At 55.3% G+C, this 18,810-nt stretch carries 15 protein-coding genes; 10 read left to right on the forward strand and 5 right to left on the reverse strand.

Annotated features, from left to right (window positions below):
• The first annotated feature begins 317 nt into the window (after window positions 1-317).
• The 6 genes from INF77_RS08880 (at window position 318) to INF77_RS08905 (ending at window position 6,269) form a co-directional block, all read left to right on the forward strand.
• Window positions 318-725, forward strand: coding sequence for a hypothetical protein (locus INF77_RS08880; protein WP_193532638.1), 408 nt, complete (start codon window positions 318-320; stop codon window positions 723-725).
• Between the two features lie 3 nt (window positions 726-728).
• Window positions 729-2,411, forward strand: coding sequence for an S-type pyocin domain-containing protein (locus INF77_RS08885; protein WP_193532639.1), 1,683 nt, complete (start codon window positions 729-731; stop codon window positions 2,409-2,411).
• A gap of 8 nt (window positions 2,412-2,419) precedes the next feature.
• Window positions 2,420-2,680 (forward strand): bacteriocin immunity protein, encoded by a 261-nt coding sequence (locus INF77_RS08890; RefSeq protein ID WP_063437001.1) that lies wholly within the window; start codon window positions 2,420-2,422, stop codon window positions 2,678-2,680.
• A gap of 682 nt (window positions 2,681-3,362) precedes the next feature.
• Window positions 3,363-4,907 carry a peptide MFS transporter gene (locus tag INF77_RS08895; RefSeq protein ID WP_041908728.1) on the forward strand — a complete coding sequence of 515 codons (1,545 nt, stop codon included), beginning with the start codon at window positions 3,363-3,365 and terminating at the stop codon, window positions 4,905-4,907.
• A 58-nt stretch (window positions 4,908-4,965) separates the two neighbouring features.
• Window positions 4,966-6,000 (forward strand): oxidoreductase, encoded by a 1,035-nt coding sequence (locus INF77_RS08900; protein ID WP_136343631.1) that lies wholly within the window; start codon window positions 4,966-4,968, stop codon window positions 5,998-6,000.
• A 47-nt stretch (window positions 6,001-6,047) separates the two neighbouring features.
• Complete coding sequence (locus INF77_RS08905; RefSeq protein WP_028014054.1) at window positions 6,048-6,269, forward strand: zinc ribbon domain-containing protein; 222 nt, start codon at window positions 6,048-6,050, stop codon at window positions 6,267-6,269.
• On the opposite strand, the gene INF77_RS08910 is transcribed toward INF77_RS08905, so the two are convergent.
• The 3 genes from INF77_RS08910 to xseA are packed head-to-tail and all read right to left on the reverse strand — an operon-like array spanning window position 6,266 to window position 9,068.
• A complete protein-coding gene (locus INF77_RS08910) occupies window positions 6,266-6,616 on the reverse strand; it encodes a protealysin inhibitor emfourin (protein ID WP_028014053.1) in 351 nt (116 codons plus the stop codon). The genes INF77_RS08905 and INF77_RS08910 overlap by 4 nt on opposite strands.
• Window positions 6,617-7,636 (reverse strand): M4 family metallopeptidase, encoded by a 1,020-nt coding sequence (locus INF77_RS08915; RefSeq protein WP_028014052.1) that lies wholly within the window; start codon window positions 7,634-7,636, stop codon window positions 6,617-6,619.
• A 58-nt stretch (window positions 7,637-7,694) separates the two neighbouring features.
• Window positions 7,695-9,068, reverse strand: coding sequence for an exodeoxyribonuclease VII large subunit (xseA, locus tag INF77_RS08920; protein WP_193532640.1), 1,374 nt, complete (start codon window positions 9,066-9,068; stop codon window positions 7,695-7,697).
• Between the two features lie 158 nt (window positions 9,069-9,226).
• On the opposite strand from xseA, the gene guaB reads away from it, so the two are divergent.
• Complete coding sequence (gene guaB, locus INF77_RS08925) at window positions 9,227-10,693, forward strand: IMP dehydrogenase (protein WP_014884799.1); 1,467 nt, start codon at window positions 9,227-9,229, stop codon at window positions 10,691-10,693.
• Between the two features lie 66 nt (window positions 10,694-10,759).
• Window positions 10,760-12,337 (forward strand): glutamine-hydrolyzing GMP synthase, encoded by a 1,578-nt coding sequence (guaA, locus tag INF77_RS08930; RefSeq protein WP_003860599.1) that lies wholly within the window; start codon window positions 10,760-10,762, stop codon window positions 12,335-12,337.
• 113 nt (window positions 12,338-12,450) lie between these two features.
• On the opposite strand, the gene INF77_RS08935 is transcribed toward guaA, so the two are convergent.
• Window positions 12,451-13,371, reverse strand: a complete 921-nt coding sequence (locus tag INF77_RS08935) for a hypothetical protein (protein ID WP_227415156.1) — start codon at window positions 13,369-13,371, stop codon at window positions 12,451-12,453.
• 590 nt (window positions 13,372-13,961) lie between these two features.
• Entirely contained in the window at window positions 13,962-14,795 is an 834-nt protein-coding gene (locus tag INF77_RS08940; protein WP_024908667.1) for a MurR/RpiR family transcriptional regulator, read from the reverse strand.
• Between the two features lie 292 nt (window positions 14,796-15,087).
• On the opposite strand from INF77_RS08940, the gene INF77_RS08945 reads away from it, so the two are divergent.
• Together INF77_RS08945 and iolD are read left to right on the forward strand one after the other, a co-directional pair.
• Window positions 15,088-16,593 (forward strand): CoA-acylating methylmalonate-semialdehyde dehydrogenase, encoded by a 1,506-nt coding sequence (locus INF77_RS08945; RefSeq protein ID WP_193532974.1) that lies wholly within the window; start codon window positions 15,088-15,090, stop codon window positions 16,591-16,593.
• Between the two features lie 11 nt (window positions 16,594-16,604).
• The gene (gene iolD, locus INF77_RS08950; RefSeq protein WP_193532975.1) at window positions 16,605-18,530 is read left to right on the forward strand and encodes a 3D-(3,5/4)-trihydroxycyclohexane-1,2-dione acylhydrolase (decyclizing); all 1,926 of its coding nucleotides are present in this window, start codon (window positions 16,605-16,607) and stop codon (window positions 18,528-18,530) included.
• Window positions 18,531-18,810 lie beyond the last annotated feature (280 nt).

Genomic DNA, 18,810 nt, shown 5'->3' on the forward strand with positions numbered 1-18,810 from the left:
TTATCAAAACCCGCTAACCATGCGGGTTTTTTTTCATAATTAAAACAGGATCTATTTTTAGCACGGTCATAACGAAAGAAGCGGTGGAGGCGCGCTGTGGCAGCGGTACACCGCAAAGACTGCCAGATGATACTTAATAGCGTAAAGCGTCATTCAGACACCGCTGGAAATTACATATTAATATTCACAGCAATTATTTTTATCAGTGATTTATTTGAATATTCGATATGAACCAAAAATGCTGTTCGAAAATGATAAACCCTTATCCGTAGTAGAATTATTTAGTTTTTTAATTAACTGGAATTAAGGGCGTTTATATGGATCAGCAATGCACCAATGAATTAACGCCAGAAATAAAAGCCCAGCAGGAAAAGTCGCTATTTACAGCGGAAGAAATTATCGCAATGGACGATGAAGCACGCGCGATACTTGCAGAGGGAAGGGTTTTGGTACGGAAGCATCCCGCAAATGATATCTGGCGCATAGCAATGGAAGGGAGCATAACCCGCCGCGGGGAAATCGTAGCCTATCCTGACGGCAGCACAGCCGCCATAACCACCAGTGCCGGAAAGGCCAGCTTTTGCAAGGGGGCTGGCGTTGCGCTGGATGGGAGCGTGCTTAATAACGGCGATGAAATTATCAGTATCCTGCAAAGGCACACTTATCTGGTAACGCGTAATGGGATCGCATCCGGGGCGGATTTTCTGACAGTTACCGGAGCGTAACGCATGGGATACCGTACCGATAATTATGGTCGGGGGCAGGCGCTTGAGAATGATAAAACGACTACCGGTGCCAGGTGTATTGCGTCTATAACGGACAGCACCGAATTTGGCCGCAGAATACTCAGGGTAGGTGATAAAACCACACCCTGTCCCAAATGCGGGAAACAGGGCGTCATAGTATCAGGTGAAGAACGCGTGACATTTCACGGGGTGCCCGCAGCCGTTCACGGTTCAAAAGTACACTGTGATTGCCCTCCGGGTTCGAACCGGGTGATTGCTCCGGCAGGTCAGTGGCTGGGACGGGGACGGGACCCGGTTGAGGTTGCCAGGGAAGAACACGCTGCCAGGCTGGTTGCAGAAAAGCAAGCCGAAGAAAAACGCAGGGCGGAGGAAAGGGAACGTAACCGGGTATTCGCAAAATCCTGCCTGCGCGGTGAGGGGTGTAATGATGCCGGTGACCAGCGCGAGCCTCATACCAATTTTGCTGATATGGCTTTTTTTCAGGCCATGCCCGCCAGCGACCCTGCAACCGATTCAGACACCCCGCAGCACGCCCGGACCGCAAAAAAGAAAAAGCCAGACGATATCCCCAAACCGAAAAAGCGCAGCGCCCTGTATCGCTGGTGGAACGGCAACCATGAGGAGATGGATTATCAGGCCGCCGTTGCTGCCGCAGCTGCAGCTTCACGTGCACAGACGGCCACGGCAGGCGCAAGCCTGCTGGAGCTGATAAGCGGCAGGGCGCTGACCTACGGCACCTGGGCGGTACGTGGTGCCGCCGGGCTGGGTGAGACAGCCGCCGCCGGAGCGGGTGCATCCGTGGCCGGGCTGCTGGTGGGAATGATGCCCGGAAGGCTGAACGACGGCGAACAGGATTTTATCGACCGTATGCGCCTGGAGCAGATGCGTGAAGCCCCGAGCCGGGTGCGCTATACGTGGGAGAACGACAGCAGCGGGAACGCGGTCCCGCGTGGCTGGCATACGCCACCCGGCCGGGACAGTGTTCGCGTCAGAAAAATGGAGTATGACAGCAGCGCGCAGGCGTACACCTTCACCACGGAAGAAGAACCGCACATCACCATTGTGTGGACGCCTGACCGGACAGACGAGAATAAACCCTGGAATACCGGCAACCAGGCGCGTCCGGTGCTGCCGAACCCGGTTGTTGTTGACCCGCTGCCGGATAACACAGGCATAACGGCGACCACCAGCCCGGCGCCAGAGGAAAAGCGTTTCGCGGATTACATTCTGATCCTGCCGTTCCCTGACCTGCCGCCGATTTATATTTATCTGAGGCACAATCCCGGACAAGTCACGGGCAAAGGGAAAAAAGTAAGTGGCGTATGGCTGTCTGATGCTGATAAGGGGGATGGTTCTCCAATTCCAGAGCAGATAGCTGACAGACTGCGTGGAAGGTCATTTACCAATTTTGACCGCTTCAGAGAGGCTTTCTGGCAGGAGGTGGCACGAGATCCTGAATTGTCCAGACAATTTAATACCCATAATTTAGCCAATTTACAAAAAGGGAAAGCGCCAGTGCCCTGTAGGAGTGGTTGGGTAGGGAGGCGAGGTAAATTTGAAATACACCATGTAAGGCCCATAGCACAGGGTGGAGAGGTTTATAATGTCGACAATATGAGCATCACAACACCTAAGCGTCATATAGAACTGCACCTGGAAAAGTAGGAAAAAAGATGAGTGAGAAGAAAAGCTTTTGTGATTATACAGAACAAGAATTTTTAGATTTAGTTCGCAAAATATGCATGGCTGACGGAGAAACCGAAGAAGATGATATTAATAATCTTTTGGAGTTTGAAAAAGTAAGCGAGCATCCTGATGGCTCTGATCTGATTTATTACCCACAGGATGGACAGGATAATAGTCCTGAAGGAATTGTCAAAGAGGTCAAGCAGTGGCGTAAAGCCAATGGTAAACCTGGCTTTAAAGAATCTTGAGCATCAAGCCTCGGAAGGGGCTTTTTTATGTGCGTTTGATTTTGTGCATTTGAGGTTGAAGCTACAAAGTTTCTGGTAAAGCGAAAACGTCAAGTCAGTTATACGGAAAGGGAAGAACGAGAGGGAAGAGAACCAACAGAACATGCTTTTCACCGTTTGAAAGTATCTTCGAGAATTTTAGACTGCTGGTGGGAATGTATCCGGACCGCACGAACTACGGTTATGCGTAGGATTGGGTAATGCTCGTTGATTGTACAAAAGAGATAGGCACTTTTGTTTTGCGTGGGCAAATGGGTGTACACAAAGAAATTTCCATGTGTGAAAAATTCTTTTATTACAATAAATTAATGGTTTGTTTGCTATTCATACTACAAAAGCAAATATCCTTAGCTGAACCCATTAAAACCCTTGCCTGCCGCTGTTTTTTTTCGCGCTTTCACAGCAATGACTAACACTGTGTGAAGTCAATCACTATTCACTCCCAACCATCTTTAAATCCAGAAAAGTAGACAATCGTCGAATTTTCATCTTAAAGTCCCTGGTCCGGTACTAGACAAAACTAGCGACTGGTTATCAAATGGTTAACTAACTTTTCGCCGCATGTAAAAAATCGGTCAGATACGTAACTGGCCGGCGTACCTGCTGGTGTTTACAAGCACGACACATACCTTTCGGGAGAATTATGCAATCCTCTGTTAATCAAAAAGAGAGCCGAACCTTCTTCGGCCATCCTTATCCGCTCGGTTCGCTGTTCTTTACCGAGATGTGGGAGCGTTTCTCGTTCTACGGCATTCGCCCGCTGCTGATCCTTTTTATGGCCGCCACCGTCTATGACGGCGGGATGGGGCTGGCGCGCGAAAACGCCTCGGCGATTGTCGGTATTTTTGCCGGCACCATGTACCTGGCCGCGCTGCCGGGCGGCTGGCTGGCGGATAACTGGCTCGGCCAGCAGAGAGCCGTCTGGTACGGTTCGATTCTGATCGCGCTCGGCCACCTGTCGATTGCGCTGTCGGCCATCATGGGCAACAACCTGTTCTTTATCGGCCTGATGTTCATCGTGCTCGGCTCTGGCCTGTTCAAAACCTGTATCTCGGTAATGGTCGGCACCCTGTATAAAAAAGGCGATGCACGTCGTGACGGCGGTTTCTCGCTGTTCTACATGGGCATTAATATGGGCTCGTTCATCGCCCCGCTGATTTCCGGCTGGCTGATAAAAACCCACGGCTGGCACTGGGGCTTTGGTATTGGCGGCATCGGGATGCTGGTGGCGCTGATTATCTTCCGCGTGTTTGCGGTTCCGGCGATGAAGCGCTACGACAGCGAAGTCGGTCTGGACTCCACATGGAACAGCCCGGTGGTGAAGCGCAACGGCGTGGGCGTCTGGCTGCTGGCGCTGGCGGCAGGCGTGGCAACGCTCGTGACGCTGATCGCGCAGGGCGTGATTGTCATTAACCCGGTCGCGGTAGCCAGCGTGCTGGTCTACGTAATTGCGGCGTCCGTTGCCCTCTACTTCATCTACCTGTTCATCTTCGCGGGCCTGAACCGTAAAGAGCGCGCCAGGCTGCTGGTCTGCTTTATTCTGCTGGTCTCCGCCGCGTTCTTCTGGTCCGCGTTTGAGCAGAAGCCAACCTCGTTCAACCTGTTTGCCAACGACTACACTAACCGCATGATCGGTGATTTTGAAATTCCGGCGGTATGGTTCCAGTCGATCAACGCCCTGTTCATCATCCTGCTGGCCCCGGTGTTCAGCTGGGCATGGCCAAAGCTCGCGAGCATGAACATTCGCCCGAGCAGCATCACCAAGTTTGTTATCGGTATTCTGTGTGCGGCAGCGGGCTTTGGCCTGATGATGCTGGCGGCACAGAACGTGCTGAGCAACGGCGGGGCGGGCGTATCGCCGTTCTGGCTGGTGGGCAGTATCTTGATGCTGACGCTGGGTGAGCTGTGCCTGAGCCCGATCGGTCTGGCGACCATGACCCTGCTGGCGCCGGAGAGAATGCGCGGCCAGATGATGGGGCTGTGGTTCTGCGCCAGCGCGCTGGGTAACCTGGCGGCGGGCCTGATTGGCGGTCACGTGAAGGCCGACCAGCTGGATATGCTGCCGGATCTCTTCGCGCGCTGCTCCATCGCGCTGCTGATTTGTGCCGCAGTGCTGATCGTCCTCATTGTTCCGGTGCGCCGCATGCTGGAAAATGCACAAACTAAACCGGCAGCTAGCGCCTCATAAACCTCAGTGTGCCGGGGCAGGCGTTATGCCCCGGCACTGTACTTCCTGAGGTGAAACCATGCAGTTAGGATTTGTTGGTCTTGGTGCGGTAGTGGAAACAGCGTATCTGCCCGCACTACGTAATCTGTTCGATGGCGCTGTTCGTTGTTTCGGCTTTGATGTTCTCCCCGCAAAGTACCCTGAAGGCGTTACGCGCTGCGTCTCGCTTGCGGCGCTTTTAGCCACCCCGCTGGATACCCTTTTTATTACCACCGCATCGCTGCACCACCTTGAGGCCCTTGAGCTGGCGATTGCCTCGCCGGTTCCGCGGATTGTGATTGAAAAACCGATTGTCGCCACGCTTCCTCAAATCGAAAAACTCAACGCGCTGCTGGCAACGCCCGGCGTGGCGTCCCGCGTGCTGGCGCTCGACCACTGGATGGCGCGCATCGAAACGGTGAAGCGGTCGCTGGTCGGCCATGTATCTGACATTGCCAGAATCGAAGGTTTTTTGCAGGAGCCGAGCGGATATAACGCCGCAGGGGAACCCATCGCGCTCAATTTCGCGACCGGAGAACCGGATACCAGAACGCTTCGCCACCCGGACGGCGTGATTCTGGATATCGGAACGCACGTGCTGGCGATGCTGCGTGAAACGCTGCGCTATCTGGGCGGTCAGGACGATATGACGCTGCAGGTGGTAACGGCTAAAGACCGCCTGGGCCACGATATCGCAAAGGGTGACCTGACCACCGCGGAAGGCGAGGCGCACTTGCAGGGAACCATCAGCGGCGTGCCGGTGGATATCTGGCTTAATAAATACGCGGGACCCGCGGGCGGGCAAAAGGGCCTGCGTCTCTATTTACGCGACGGCCGCATTATCAACTACGACCGACGCGGCGCGGAAGATGTGCTGGAGCTAGTTAAAGGTAAGAATACTCAGCGCTGGCATATCCCCGGCACGATCTACGAACGCTGTCTTGCCGGTCATATTCTTGGCGCAAACAGTCTGTTTGAGCGCGATCCGCAGGAGGTGAGCCGCACAACGCGCCGCAGGATCGATGAGGTGGCGCTGCTGCTGACCTTGCAGCAACAGTTGCGTGGCCCGCACTGAAGACGTGGTAAAATTATCGCAGACCTGAACGCCCTGAAGGAGACACCATGACCATTACCTGCCCGGATTGCCAGGCACAGCTTGAACCCCTGAACGGGGCGGCGCACTGCGACAGCTGTAATAAAGATATTGCGCTCGAAGCCCGCTGCCCGGAGTGCCATCAGCCACTCCAGGTCTTAAAGGCCTGCGGGGCGGTGGACTATTTCTGCCAGAACGGCCACGGCTTAATTTCTAAAAAGCGCGTGGAGTTTGTTCCGGCCGAAGATTAATCGCACACGCAGTCTTCGCCTTTTTTCCACAACTCGACCAGCGACTCGGGCGCTTCCTGCTCGGGTACCAGCACGATGATATCGGCGTAGTGCGCCTGATTTTGGCCGGTCCAGATAATCTGGATACGGAAATAGCGCTGGTCACCGCTGCCGGGTGACGACGTCTGACCCGGCGGCTGACCGCGTGGAAAGGCCTGCTCAAGGATGCTCACCAGGCGCTGGCGCTGGGCCTCATTAAGCGAGGAGAGCGCGATGGTACGCTGGCCGCTCAGCTTAGGAATAAAAGCGACGCCGCCTTCCCGGGCCAGCTCAACCACGGCGTCATCCGTCAGTTCCGGAACCTGCATTTACAGCACTCCCACCTGTTCCCAGGCCTGTTTTATCGCCGCCCCAACGTCGCTACCGGAGCGTTTCTCTCCGTGCGCTATCGTCAGTTTTGCAAAGGCATCAAAATCCGCATCCTGCGCCAGATTGCGATCGCAAACCGTGTCGTACCATGCATAACCGGCTTTTTCCCAGGCGTAACCGCCGATCGCCGTCGCGGCCAGGTAAAATGCCCGGTTGGGGATGCCGGAGTTAAGATGGACGCCGCCGTTATCCTCGCGCGTTTTGATGAAATCTTTCATGTGCGCGGGCTGCGGGTCTTTGCCGAGCAGGGGATCGTCGTAGGCGGTGCCGGGTTCAGACATGGAGCGCAGCCCTTTGCCGTTAATGCCCGCGGCCAGCAGCCCTTCACCAATCAACCAGTCTGCTTTATCGGCGGTTTGCTTGAGATGGTACTGTTTCACCAGCGAACCAAACACGTCTGACAGGGACTCATTCAGCGCGCCCGACTGTTCGAAATAGATTAGCCCGGCTTCGGTCTCGGTGACGCCGTGGCTCAGCTCGTGCGCCACCACGTCGATGGCAATCGTAAAGCGGTTAAAGATCTCCCCGTCACCGTCGCCAAACACCATCTGCTGACCGTTCCAGAAGGCGTTCTGATATTCCCGGCCATAGTGAACGGTGCCGGTCAAAATCAGCCCCTTATTATCGAGCGAATCGCGCTGATATTCTTTCCAGAAGAAATCATGGGTAATACCCAAATAATCGTACGCCTCGTCCACGGCCACATCGCCATTCGACGGCTGGCCCTCGTAACGCACCTGGGTACCCGGCAGCTCTTGGGTCTGTTTCGCATCGTAGATATCGCGCTCAAGCTGACCGGCTTTATTCACGTGCGGCGCGGCGGGTTTGCCCGGCATATGCGCCATCAGCGTCTGGACGTGGGTTAAGGTCTGACGGGCATAGCGCTGCTGCGGTTCGGAACCGCTTTCGATAATACGACGAAGAATATAAGGGGGAATAACGCTACGAAGATGGGACATGCTGCTCTCCTTATTAAAAAAGGGAATAGCAGCAGTATAGTAAGTAACCGGCGAAGAATTATCCGGTTTTGCGCTGACGCGTCTTTTTCACCGGTTTAATTGATTTCACTTCGCTTTCCACCCAGCCGTCAGACAGGCGGGTGGTAAGAACGTCACCGGTGTTCACCTGTTTGGTTTGCTTCAGCACTTTGCCGTCCGCTGCCGTCGTTACGCTATAGCCGCGCGCCAGCGTGGAGAGGGGGCTGACGGCTTCCAGATGGGTCACCGCGTTGCCAAAACGCTCACGTGTGGTGCTCAGGCGCGCCCGGAGAGTCTCCGCCAGACGATATTCCAGCTGCTGAATGCGCGTTTGCGCACGATAGATTTTCGGTTGCGGATTCTGCTGGTTCAGGCGCTGGGTCACACGCTGCTGGCGCGTCACCGCGCGCTTAAGCTGATTATCAAGCGCAAAGTTCATGCGCTGACGCAGGCGTTCCAGCACGGTCTGCTGACGCGCCAGACGAAGCTGCGGGTGCTGCTGCTGAAGACGGTGATGAAGCTGGGTAAAGCGGCGGGTACGGTTGGCAAGGAAGTAGTCCATCGCTATCTCAAGACGCTGCTGGCCGTTCTGAAGCTGACGCAGCAGCTCCAGCTGGTTACGGCTCACCACTTCCGCCGCCGCGGACGGCGTAGGCGCACGCAGATCCGCAACAAAATCCGCGATTGTCACGTCCGTTTCATGCCCGACGGCGCTCACCACGGGGATCTCGCTTGCAAAGATTGCCCGCGCCACGCGCTCGTCGTTAAAGCTCCACAGGTCTTCCAGCGAGCCACCGCCGCGCCCGACGATCAACACGTCACACTCCTTACGCGCATTTGCCAGTTCAATGGCGCGTACAATCTGGCCTGGCGCATCGTCACCCTGAACGGCGGTCGGGTAGATAATGACGGGCAGGGAAGGATCGCGACGCTTCAGTACGTGCAAAATGTCGTGCAGGGCGGCACCGGTTTTCGAGGTGATGACACCCACGCAGTGGGCAGGTGAGGGCAGCGGCTTTTTGAACTGTTGGTCGAAAAGTCCCTCTTCGGAGAGCTTCGCCTTTAACTGTTCATACTTTTGCTGCAGCAGGCCTTCGCCCGCGGGCTGCATGCTTTCAACGATGATTTGATAATCGCCGCGCGGCTCATACAGGGTGATATTGGCGCGAACCAGAACCTGCTGGCCGTGCTGCGGACGGAACGTCACGCGACGGTTGCTGTTGCGGAACATCGCGCAGCGCACCTGGGCGGTATCGTCTTTTAAGGTAAAGTACCAGTGTCCGGAAGACGGTTGCGTGAAGTTTGAGATTTCACCGCTGATCCAGACCTGCCCCATTTCCTGCTCAAGCAGCAAACGCACCGTCTGATTAAGGCGGCTGACAGTATAAATTGAGGGGGATTGAGAGGATAACATGTGAGCGGGATCAAATTCTAAATCAGCAAGTTATTCAGTCGATAGTAACCTGCTGAGAGGCATTAGCAAGCATTTTTTCAAAAAAGTGTAGATGCAATCGGTTACGCTCTGTATAATGCCACGGCAATATTTAACCACCCAGGTCAGAGATATTGCCCATGCTACGTATCGCTAAAGAAGCACTGACGTTTGACGACGTCCTCCTCGTTCCCGCTCATTCCACCGTTCTGCCGAATACTGCCGACCTCAGCACGCAGTTGACGAAAACCATTCGTCTGAACATTCCTATGCTCTCCGCGGCAATGGACACCGTGACTGAAGCGCGCCTGGCTATCGCCCTGGCACAGGAAGGCGGCATTGGCTTTATCCACAAAAACATGTCTATCGAGCGTCAGGCGGAAGAAGTTCGCCGCGTGAAGAAGCATGAGTCCGGCATCGTGTCCGATCCTCAGACCGTTCTGCCAACCACTACCCTGCACGAAGTGAAAGCCCTGACCGAACGTAACGGCTTTGCCGGCTACCCGGTAGTGACCGAAGACAATGAACTGGTGGGCATCATCACCGGTCGTGACGTGCGCTTCGTGACTGACCTGAACCAGCCTGTCAGCGTCTACATGACGCCAAAAGAGCGTCTGGTGACCGTCCGCGAAGGCGAAACTCGCGACGTGGTGCTGGCGAAAATGCACGAAAAACGCGTTGAGAAAGCGCTGGTTGTGGATGCGAACTTCCACCTGCGCGGCATGATCACCGTTAAAGATTTCCAGAAAGCAGAACGTAAACCGAACGCCTGTAAAGACGAGCATGGCCGCCTGCGCGTCGGCGCTGCCGTAGGCGCGGGTGCAGGTAACGAAGAGCGCGTTGACGCGCTGGTGGCGGCGGGCGTTGACGTCCTGCTGATTGACTCCTCTCACGGCCACTCCGAAGGCGTGCTGCAGCGTATTCGCGACACCCGTGCAAAATACCCTGACCTGCAGATCATTGGCGGCAACGTGGCGACGGGCGCAGGCGCTCGCGCGCTGGCTGACGCCGGCTGCAGCGCGGTGAAAGTGGGTATCGGCCCTGGCTCCATCTGTACCACCCGTATCGTGACCGGCGTAGGCGTTCCACAGATCACCGCGGTTTCTGACGCGGTTGAAGCGCTGGAAGGCACCGGTATTCCGGTTATCGCTGACGGCGGTATCCGCTTCTCTGGCGATATCGCGAAAGCCATCGCCGCGGGCGCTGCTGCCGTAATGGTAGGCTCCATGCTCGCTGGTACCGAAGAATCCCCGGGCGAAATCGAACTCTACCAGGGCCGTTCTTACAAATCTTACCGTGGGATGGGCTCCCTGGGCGCGATGTCCAAAGGTTCCTCTGACCGTTACTTCCAGACCGATAACGCTGCTGACAAACTGGTACCGGAAGGTATCGAAGGCCGCGTGGCCTATAAAGGCCGTCTGAAAGAGATCATTCACCAGCAGATGGGCGGCCTGCGTTCCTGTATGGGTCTGACCGGCTGTGGTACCATTGACCTGCTGCGTACCAAAGCGGAATTCGTACGCATCAGCGGTGCGGGTATCCAGGAGAGCCACGTTCACGACGTGACTATCACCAAAGAGTCCCCGAACTACCGTCTGGGCTCCTGATAAGTTTCCGCGCCCGGCTTCTGCCGGGCGCTTTGTTTTGTTTCACTTGCCTCGGAATTAGCGTCAATGACGGAAAACATTCATAAACATCGCATTCTCATCCTGGACTTCGGTTCTCAGTACACTCAGCTGGTCGCGCGCCGCGTGCGTGAACTGGGCGTTTACTGTGAGCTGTGGGCGTGGGATGTCACGGAAGCACAGATTCGCGAATTCAATCCAAGCGGCATCATCCTGTCCGGCGGCCCTGAAAGCACCACCGAAGAGAACAGCCCGCGCGCGCCGCAGTACGTGTTCGAAGCGGGCGTACCGGTATTCGGCGTCTGCTACGGCATGCAGACCATGGCGATGCAGCTGGGCGGCCACGTAGAAGGCTCTAACGAGCGCGAGTTCGGCTACGCGCAGGTTGAAGTCGTCACCGACAGCGCGCTGGTGCGCGGTATCGAAGACTCCCTGACCGCAGACGGCAAGCCGCTGCTGGACGTGTGGATGAGCCACGGCGACAAAGTCACCGCCATCCCGTCCGACTTCGTGACCGTTGCCAGCACCGAAAGCTGCCCGTTCGCCATCATGGCGAACGAAGAAAAACGCTTCTACGGCGTGCAGTTCCACCCGGAAGTGACCCACACCCGTCAGGGTATGCGCATGCTGGAGCGCTTCGTGCGTGACATCTGCCAGTGTGAAGCCCTGTGGACCCCGGCAAAAATCATCGACGACGCCGTTGAGCGTATCCGCCAGCAGGTTGGCGATGACAAAGTGATCCTCGGCCTCTCCGGCGGCGTGGACTCCTCCGTCACCGCGATGCTGCTGCACCGTGCCATCGGCAAAAACCTGACCTGCGTCTTCGTGGACAACGGTCTGTTGCGTCTGAACGAAGCGAAGCAGGTCATGGACATGTTCGGCGACCACTTCGGTCTGAACATCGTTCACGTGGAAGGCGAGCAGCGCTTCCTGGACGCGCTGAAAGGCGAGAACGATCCGGAAGCGAAACGTAAGATCATCGGCCGCGTGTTCGTGGAAGTGTTCGACGAAGAAGCGCTGAAGCTGGAAGACGTGAAGTGGCTGGCGCAGGGTACTATCTACCCTGACGTGATCGAGTCTGCGGCATCCGCAACCGGTAAAGCGCACGTCATCAAATCTCACCACAACGTGGGCGGCCTGCCGAAAGAGATGAAGATGGGTCTGGTTGAACCGCTGCGCGAGCTGTTCAAAGACGAAGTGCGTAAGATCGGTCTGGAACTGGGTCTGCCGTACGACATGCTCTACCGTCATCCATTCCCGGGTCCGGGTCTGGGCGTGCGCGTGCTGGGCGAAGTGAAGAAAGAGTACTGCGACCTGCTGCGTCGCGCGGACGCGATCTTCATCGAAGAGCTGCACAAAGCTGACCTGTACAACAAAGTGAGCCAGGCGTTCACCGTGTTCCTGCCGGTTCGCTCCGTCGGGGTAATGGGCGATGGCCGTAAGTACGACTGGGTTGTTTCCCTGCGTGCGGTGGAAACCATCGACTTCATGACCGCGCACTGGGCGCACCTGCCGTATGACTTCTTAGGCCGCGTGTCTAACCGCATCATCAACGAAGTGAACGGTATTTCCCGCGTGGTCTATGACATCAGCGGTAAGCCACCGGCTACGATTGAGTGGGAATGATGGAGTAAATTTTTTCATTGCCTGACTTAATAAAAGAACACCAATAAATTTTATCTATTGGTGTTCTTTTTAAAAGTTAAAGATTTAAATATCCTAATTGAATTTATAATACCTTATTGTTCATAATCCCAGCCCCATGAATGTAAGCATTGTATTGCATGAAGGAGAGCACATAAATAAATACTTTTGGATATTGAGAAATAATTCCTCCCACTAAAAGATTTATCCAAGTCCTCAGGTATATTTATATAGCCTAATGTTTTCAATTGTGTTTTTGTTCTTTTTATTTCAGAATAAAGTTGTGGAGATTCTCTCAGTGGGAAGTGCTCTTTATTTCCCTGAAGGATTAAATCGTCAAGATAATTAGCACTTATGGAGAGATCGGCTTTTAGATTGTTGTGCAACATATTAAAGTTAATCATTTCTTTTTGAACGTTGCTCATCAGTTCTTGCAGTTTAGATTGATCAACTCTTGCTTTCATCTCTAAAACCAGATTGCAAAAATAAGTATCATTCAATAAATCCGCCTCTAGATATGCATTTGGATCTAAATCATACTTTGAATGAATTTTCTTCCTGAAAGAACGATCTCCAAATATATTTTTAATAGGATTAAGGTTATCCTCAAGGAAGGATATTTGGTAAAATCTATGTGATATGTTTTCTGAGGTTTGCCAGGCGAGTTGCCCTTGGAATGTACGGAAAACCATTTCTGAACTTTCATGCAGTAAATGTCGTAGATATCTCTCTGCATGCTGATTGGTATCATATTGATCGAAGTGGTTTACTATTCTTATTAATGTTTCCCCAGCTAGTCTACTTAATTTAATAAGATCATTTTTATGTTTTTTTTGTGTTTCAGTTAGTGCACTTCTATATTTTAAATGAGATTGAGATAAATGAGAACGATAGTCATTGAAATGATCTTTCTTCGCAAAATCACTTTGCTTTTTTGCATATAACATACTTAATGCCGATACAATTAATGCGGCAAATGATAAAATTTCAGTTAGTCCAATATTCATCGTATCCATAACATATCATCTATTATTCCACGTCCTAGGATTATACTTTGTTGAACATTTCTGCATCAAGGAAATTGTTTAGAGGATTAGAATTTTAAATATCCAATAGCGATCGTTATGAGACTGATTATTCTGAACCCTGCATGGTTACCGCTGCAGGATATATTTACATCACTGCAATAAATGAATTAGCCAGAAGAGTATGCATTTCGCGTAGTCTTGTAAGCGTTAGTGTAGGGGAACACTGAATTTGTCCTCGTGGACTTAGGAGTTATGCTCATCTCAGACCAATACATAAGTCCCAATGAAATGAAGAAATTTCAGCGTAGAGTTTAAACATAAATACGCCAAACTATTATATTTAGTTGTTGAATTGTTAGTTGAGTTATGTCTGCAGGATATTCCTGTTGTTTGACATATTATTCTCTCAAATCACCATCTATCAAACCGCAATCTCGCAACCTTCGAGAAAGTAAACTGATTGATTTTTCTTCTATAAATGCCTTCAATAAAAGGCTCAGATAGTCCTTTGAATAAAAGAACTGACCGAAATGCCGGATGACGGCTGTGTCGTTTCCGGCCGGCTAAGGCAATGCAGACTATTTCTCTCCACTCCCCAACCTATACGCCAGCGCCACCACCAGCGACTGCACCAGGCACAGCGTTGCCGACTGAGACCGAAACGCGTCCACCTGCGCCTCCTTCACCACAAAGCAGAGATCGCTGAACGTTGCCAGCGGGCTTATCTGACTGTCCGTAATCACGATCTGCCGGGCGCCGACGCTGGCGGCGGTTTCGCTGACCATCACCGTCTCTTCCGCGTACGGCGAGAAGCTGATCGACACCACGATGTCGCGCGCCTTAATGCGGCTGATTTGCTCGCGCAGCATCCCGCCCATGCCGTCGAGCAGGATAGGGCGGCACTCCAGGTGGCTCAGGGCGTAGGTGAGGTAGGCAGCGACGCTAAACGAGCGGCGCAGTCCGGCGATGTAGATAGTGTCGGCGTCGGCCAGCAGCTGTACCGCGCGCTCCAGCATTTCCGGCTCGGCGCGGGCGGCCAGCTGCTGCAGCGCCTGCGCGTTCGAGCGGGCGAACTCCTGCAGAATATCGAGCGGCGTTTCCGGCACGGCCTCGCTCTCCATTTCGCGGAACAGCCGCGCGCGGTCGCTGTAGCTGGCAGTCTCCTCCACCAGGTTCATGCGAAACAGCTGTTTCATTTCGTTGAAACCGGTGAAGTCAAAGGCGTTAGCAAAGCGGATCAGCGTCGAAGGCGGCACGTCGGCGCGCTCGGCAATGACGGCAACCGTATCAAAGGCCACGCTGTTGGTGTTATCCAGCACGTAGCGGGAGACCTGCTGCAGCCTCTTGCTCAGGCTATCGTAACGATCGCGGATTTGCTGCTGCAGTTCGTTCAGGCTGGTTGCTGTCGTCATGTTATCCCCCAAATACAGTCTGATGATTCTAAACGCAAAACCGCGTCTTTTAAATGTCGGCCATCCATCTGGCAGCAAAAATGAAACAGAAGCTTCAGTTATTTCCTCGCCCGAAATCCCTTAATAGCGCACGCAGCGCCAGTGTTGCTGGCTGTTAACATAAAAATCCATCCTTGATCACAATAATCATCATTTATTTTATTTCAACTTAAAATGGAATATTTGTTTCATATATAGTGTCCAGTACACAGCGTTCAGGTAACAGTCACGTATCAACAGCGAGAGGTTAAGGATGGAGACGGTAGCGAATTTTATTCACGGCGAATGTGTCACCGGTTCAGGCCAGCGCGTTCAGGCGATCTTCAACCCGGCCACCGGCGAGCAGATCCGCCAGGTGGTGATGAGTACGGCACAGGAAACGGAGCAGGCGATTGCCGCCGCGCAGCAGGCGTTTCCCGCGTGGGCGCGCCAGGCTCCGCTTAAGCGCGCGCGCGTGATGTTCCGCTTCAAGGCGCTGCTGGAAGAGAACATGACGCGCCTGGCCCGCATCATCAGCGAAGAGCACGGCAAGGTCTTCTCCGACGCGGTGGGCGAACTGACCCGCGGCCTGGAAGTGGTGGAATTTGCCTGCGGTATCCCGCATCTGCAAAAGGGTGAACACTCTGCGAACGTCGGTACCGGCGTCGACAGCCACTCGCTGATGCAGCCGCTCGGCGTCTGCGCCGGGATCACGCCGTTTAACTTCCCGGCGATGGTGCCGATGTGGATGTTCCCCATTGCGCTGGCGACCGGGAATACCTTCGTGCTGAAGCCGTCGGAAAAAGCCCCTTCTCTCGCGCTCGCGCTGGCACAGCTGCTAAAAGAGGCAGGCCTGCCGGACGGCGTCTTCAACGTGGTGCAGGGGGATAAAGAGTCCGTTGACGTGCTCCTGACCGACCCGCGCGTGCAGGCGGTGAGCTTTGTCGGCTCCACGCCGATTGCCGAATACATTTACCAGACCGCCTCCTCCCACGGTAAGCGCTGTCAGGCGCTGGGCGGCGCGAAAAACCACTGCATTTTAATGCCGGATGCCGACATGGAGATGGCGACCAACGCCATCATGGGCGCGGCGTACGGCGCGGCGGGGGAACGCTGCATGGCGCTCTCGGTGGTGCTGGCGGTGGGGGATAAAACCGCCGATGACCTCTGCACCCGGCTGGAAAAACAGATTGAAGCGCTACGCGTCGGGCCGGGGCTGGACCAGACGCCGGAAAACGAAATGGGGCCGCTTATCTCCTCCGCGCACCGCAGCAAGGTGCTGGGCTATATCGACAGCGGGGAAGCGCAGGGGGCGAAATTGCGCGTGGACGGGCGCGGCTTCAGCGTGAAGGGCCACGAGCAGGGCTACTTCGTCGGGCCGACGCTGTTCGATAACGTCACACCGGAGATGACCATCTATAAAGAAGAGATTTTTGGCCCGGTGCTTTCTGTGGTGCGCGTAGCAGATTACGCCAGCGCGGTGGACCTCATTAACCGCCATGAATATGGTAATGGCTCGGCGATCTTCACCCGTGACGGCGGCTGCGCGCGCCGCTTCTGCGAAGAGGTGCAGGCGGGCATGGTGGGGGTCAACGTGCCGATCCCGGTGCCGATGGCATTCCACAGTTTCGGTGGCTGGAAGCGTTCCATCTTTGGCGCGCTCAACGTACACGGCAACGACGGCGTGCGTTTCTACACCCGAATGAAAACCATCACCGCGCGCTGGCCGGAAATGCAGCAGGAGACAGGCGCTGCGTTCTCCATGCCGACGCTGGGCTGACAGGAGGCATTATGCAAACCGAACGTATGACCATGGCCCAGGCGCTGGTCCGGTTCCTGAATCAACAGTACGTCAGCGTTGACGGCAACGAAACGCCCTTCGTGGAGGGCGTGGCGACGATCTTTGGGCACGGCAACGTGCTGGGTATTGGCCAGGCGCTGGAGCAGGATCCCGGTCATCTGAAAATCATGCAGGGGTGCAACGAGCAGGGCATTGCCCACATGGCGACGGGATTCGCCAAACAGCACCGCCGCCAGCGCATTTTTGCCGTCACCTCCTCGGTCGGGCCGGGCGCCGCCAATATGGTCACGGCAGCGGCCACCGCCACGGCGAACCGCATCCCGCTTTTACTGCTGCCGGGCGATATCTACGCCAGCCGCCAGCCGGACCCGGTGCTGCAGCAGATCGAGCAGTATCACGATCTCAGCATCAGCACCAACGACTGCTTCCGTCCGGTTTCCCGCTACTGGGACCGCATCAACCGCCCCGAGCAGCTCATGAGCGCCATGCTAAGCGCGATGCGAACGCTTACTGACCCCGCAGATACCGGAGCGGTGACCCTCTGTCTGCCGCAGGACGTGCAAGGGGAAGCGTGGGACTACCCGCTAAGCTTCTTCGCGCGTCGGGTGCACCACATCGAACGCCGTCCGCCCGATCCGCAGCGACTGGCGCAGGCGCGGACGCTGATCGCCCGCAAGCGCCGTCCGCTGGTGGTGTGCGGCGGCGGCGTGCGTTACTCCGGCGCGCATGAGGCGTTTCGCGAATTTGTCGAGACGCTGCAGCTGCCGTTTGCCGAAACGCAGGCCGGGAAGGGGGCGCTGGTAAGTGACCACCCACTTAACCTCGGCGGCGTAGGAGTGACGGGCGGAATGGCCGCCAACCAGCTCGCGCCACAGGCTGACTTAGTGATTGGCGTCGGCACGCGCCTGACCGACTTTACCACCGGCTCCAAGGCGCTCTTTTCCCACCCGGACGTCGAATTCCTGCTGCTGAACGTGGCCGAGTTTGACGCCCTGAAGCTGGACGCCACCGCGCTGATTGCCGATGCCCAAACCGGGCTCCAGGCCTTAACCCACGAGCTCGGCGATTACCGCAGCGGCTGGGGAGAGGCGATCGCCCAGGCGAAATCCGCGTGGCGCGATGAGTGCCGCCGCCTGTGGGATCGCCAGTGGCATCCGGACGACGCGCCCGAAGTGGCGGGGCATTTGGACGCGCAGCTGGCGGAATACGGCGAGACGCTCAACACCCGCCTGACCCAGACGCGGGTGCTGGGGCTGATCAATCAGCATGTGGAAGATAACGCCATCGTGGTGGGCGCGGCCGGTTCGCTGCCGGGAGATTTACAGCGCCTCTGGCAGGTCAAAACGCCGGACAGCTATCACCTGGAGTACGGCTACTCCTGCATGGGCTACGAGATTGCGGCGGCCATCGGCGCGAAGCTCGCCCGCCCCGGGCAGCCGGTTTACGCCATGGTGGGGGATGGCTCCTACATGATGCTGCACTCCGAGCTGCAAACCGCCGTACAGGAGGGCATTAAGGTCACCGTTCTGCTGTTTGATAACGCCAGCTTCGGCTGCATTAACAACCTGCAGATGGGTCACGGGATGGGCAGCTTCGGCACGGAAAATCGCCATCGCAACCCGGAAACCGGGCGGCTTGACGGGCCGCTGGTGAAAGTCGATTTTGCGCAAAACGCGGAAAGCTACGGTTGCCGCGCGTGGCGGGTGAACGACGAGCAGAGCCTGCTGGCGGCGCTTGAGGCGTCACGCGCCCATCCGGGCCCGACGCTGCTGGACATCAAGGTATTGCCGAAGACCATGACCCATGACTACGCCTCGTGGTGGCGAACCGGTGACGCGCAGGTGGCAGAGTCGTCTGCCGTGCGTGAGGCCGCGGAGCAAACGCAGGCGCAGGTGAAAAAAGCCCGTCAGTATTGAGTTTTCCTGTCTTAACGAAATTTTCATTTCATTTTCCCCTCACCCTAACCCTCTCCCAAAAGTGGAGAGGGGATGGGGTGGTGCACTCTTTTCTCCCTCGCTCCTTTGGGGAGAGGGCCGGGGTGAGGGGTGAGCAGTACCTTCTTTCATGTTGTGAGATTGATAACAAAAATTATCTCATACATCTCAAAAGTGTTAACCCGCACTCAAAAACATAATTTTCACTATTTATAAAAATGAAATAAATGTTTTATTTATAGGGTCGTTAGTTTACAGCATT

Origin of the sequence: Enterobacter cloacae complex sp. P1B, from assembly GCF_014982345.1 — a bacterium.
GTDB classification, from domain to species: domain Bacteria; phylum Pseudomonadota; class Gammaproteobacteria; order Enterobacterales; family Enterobacteriaceae; genus Enterobacter; species Enterobacter bugandensis.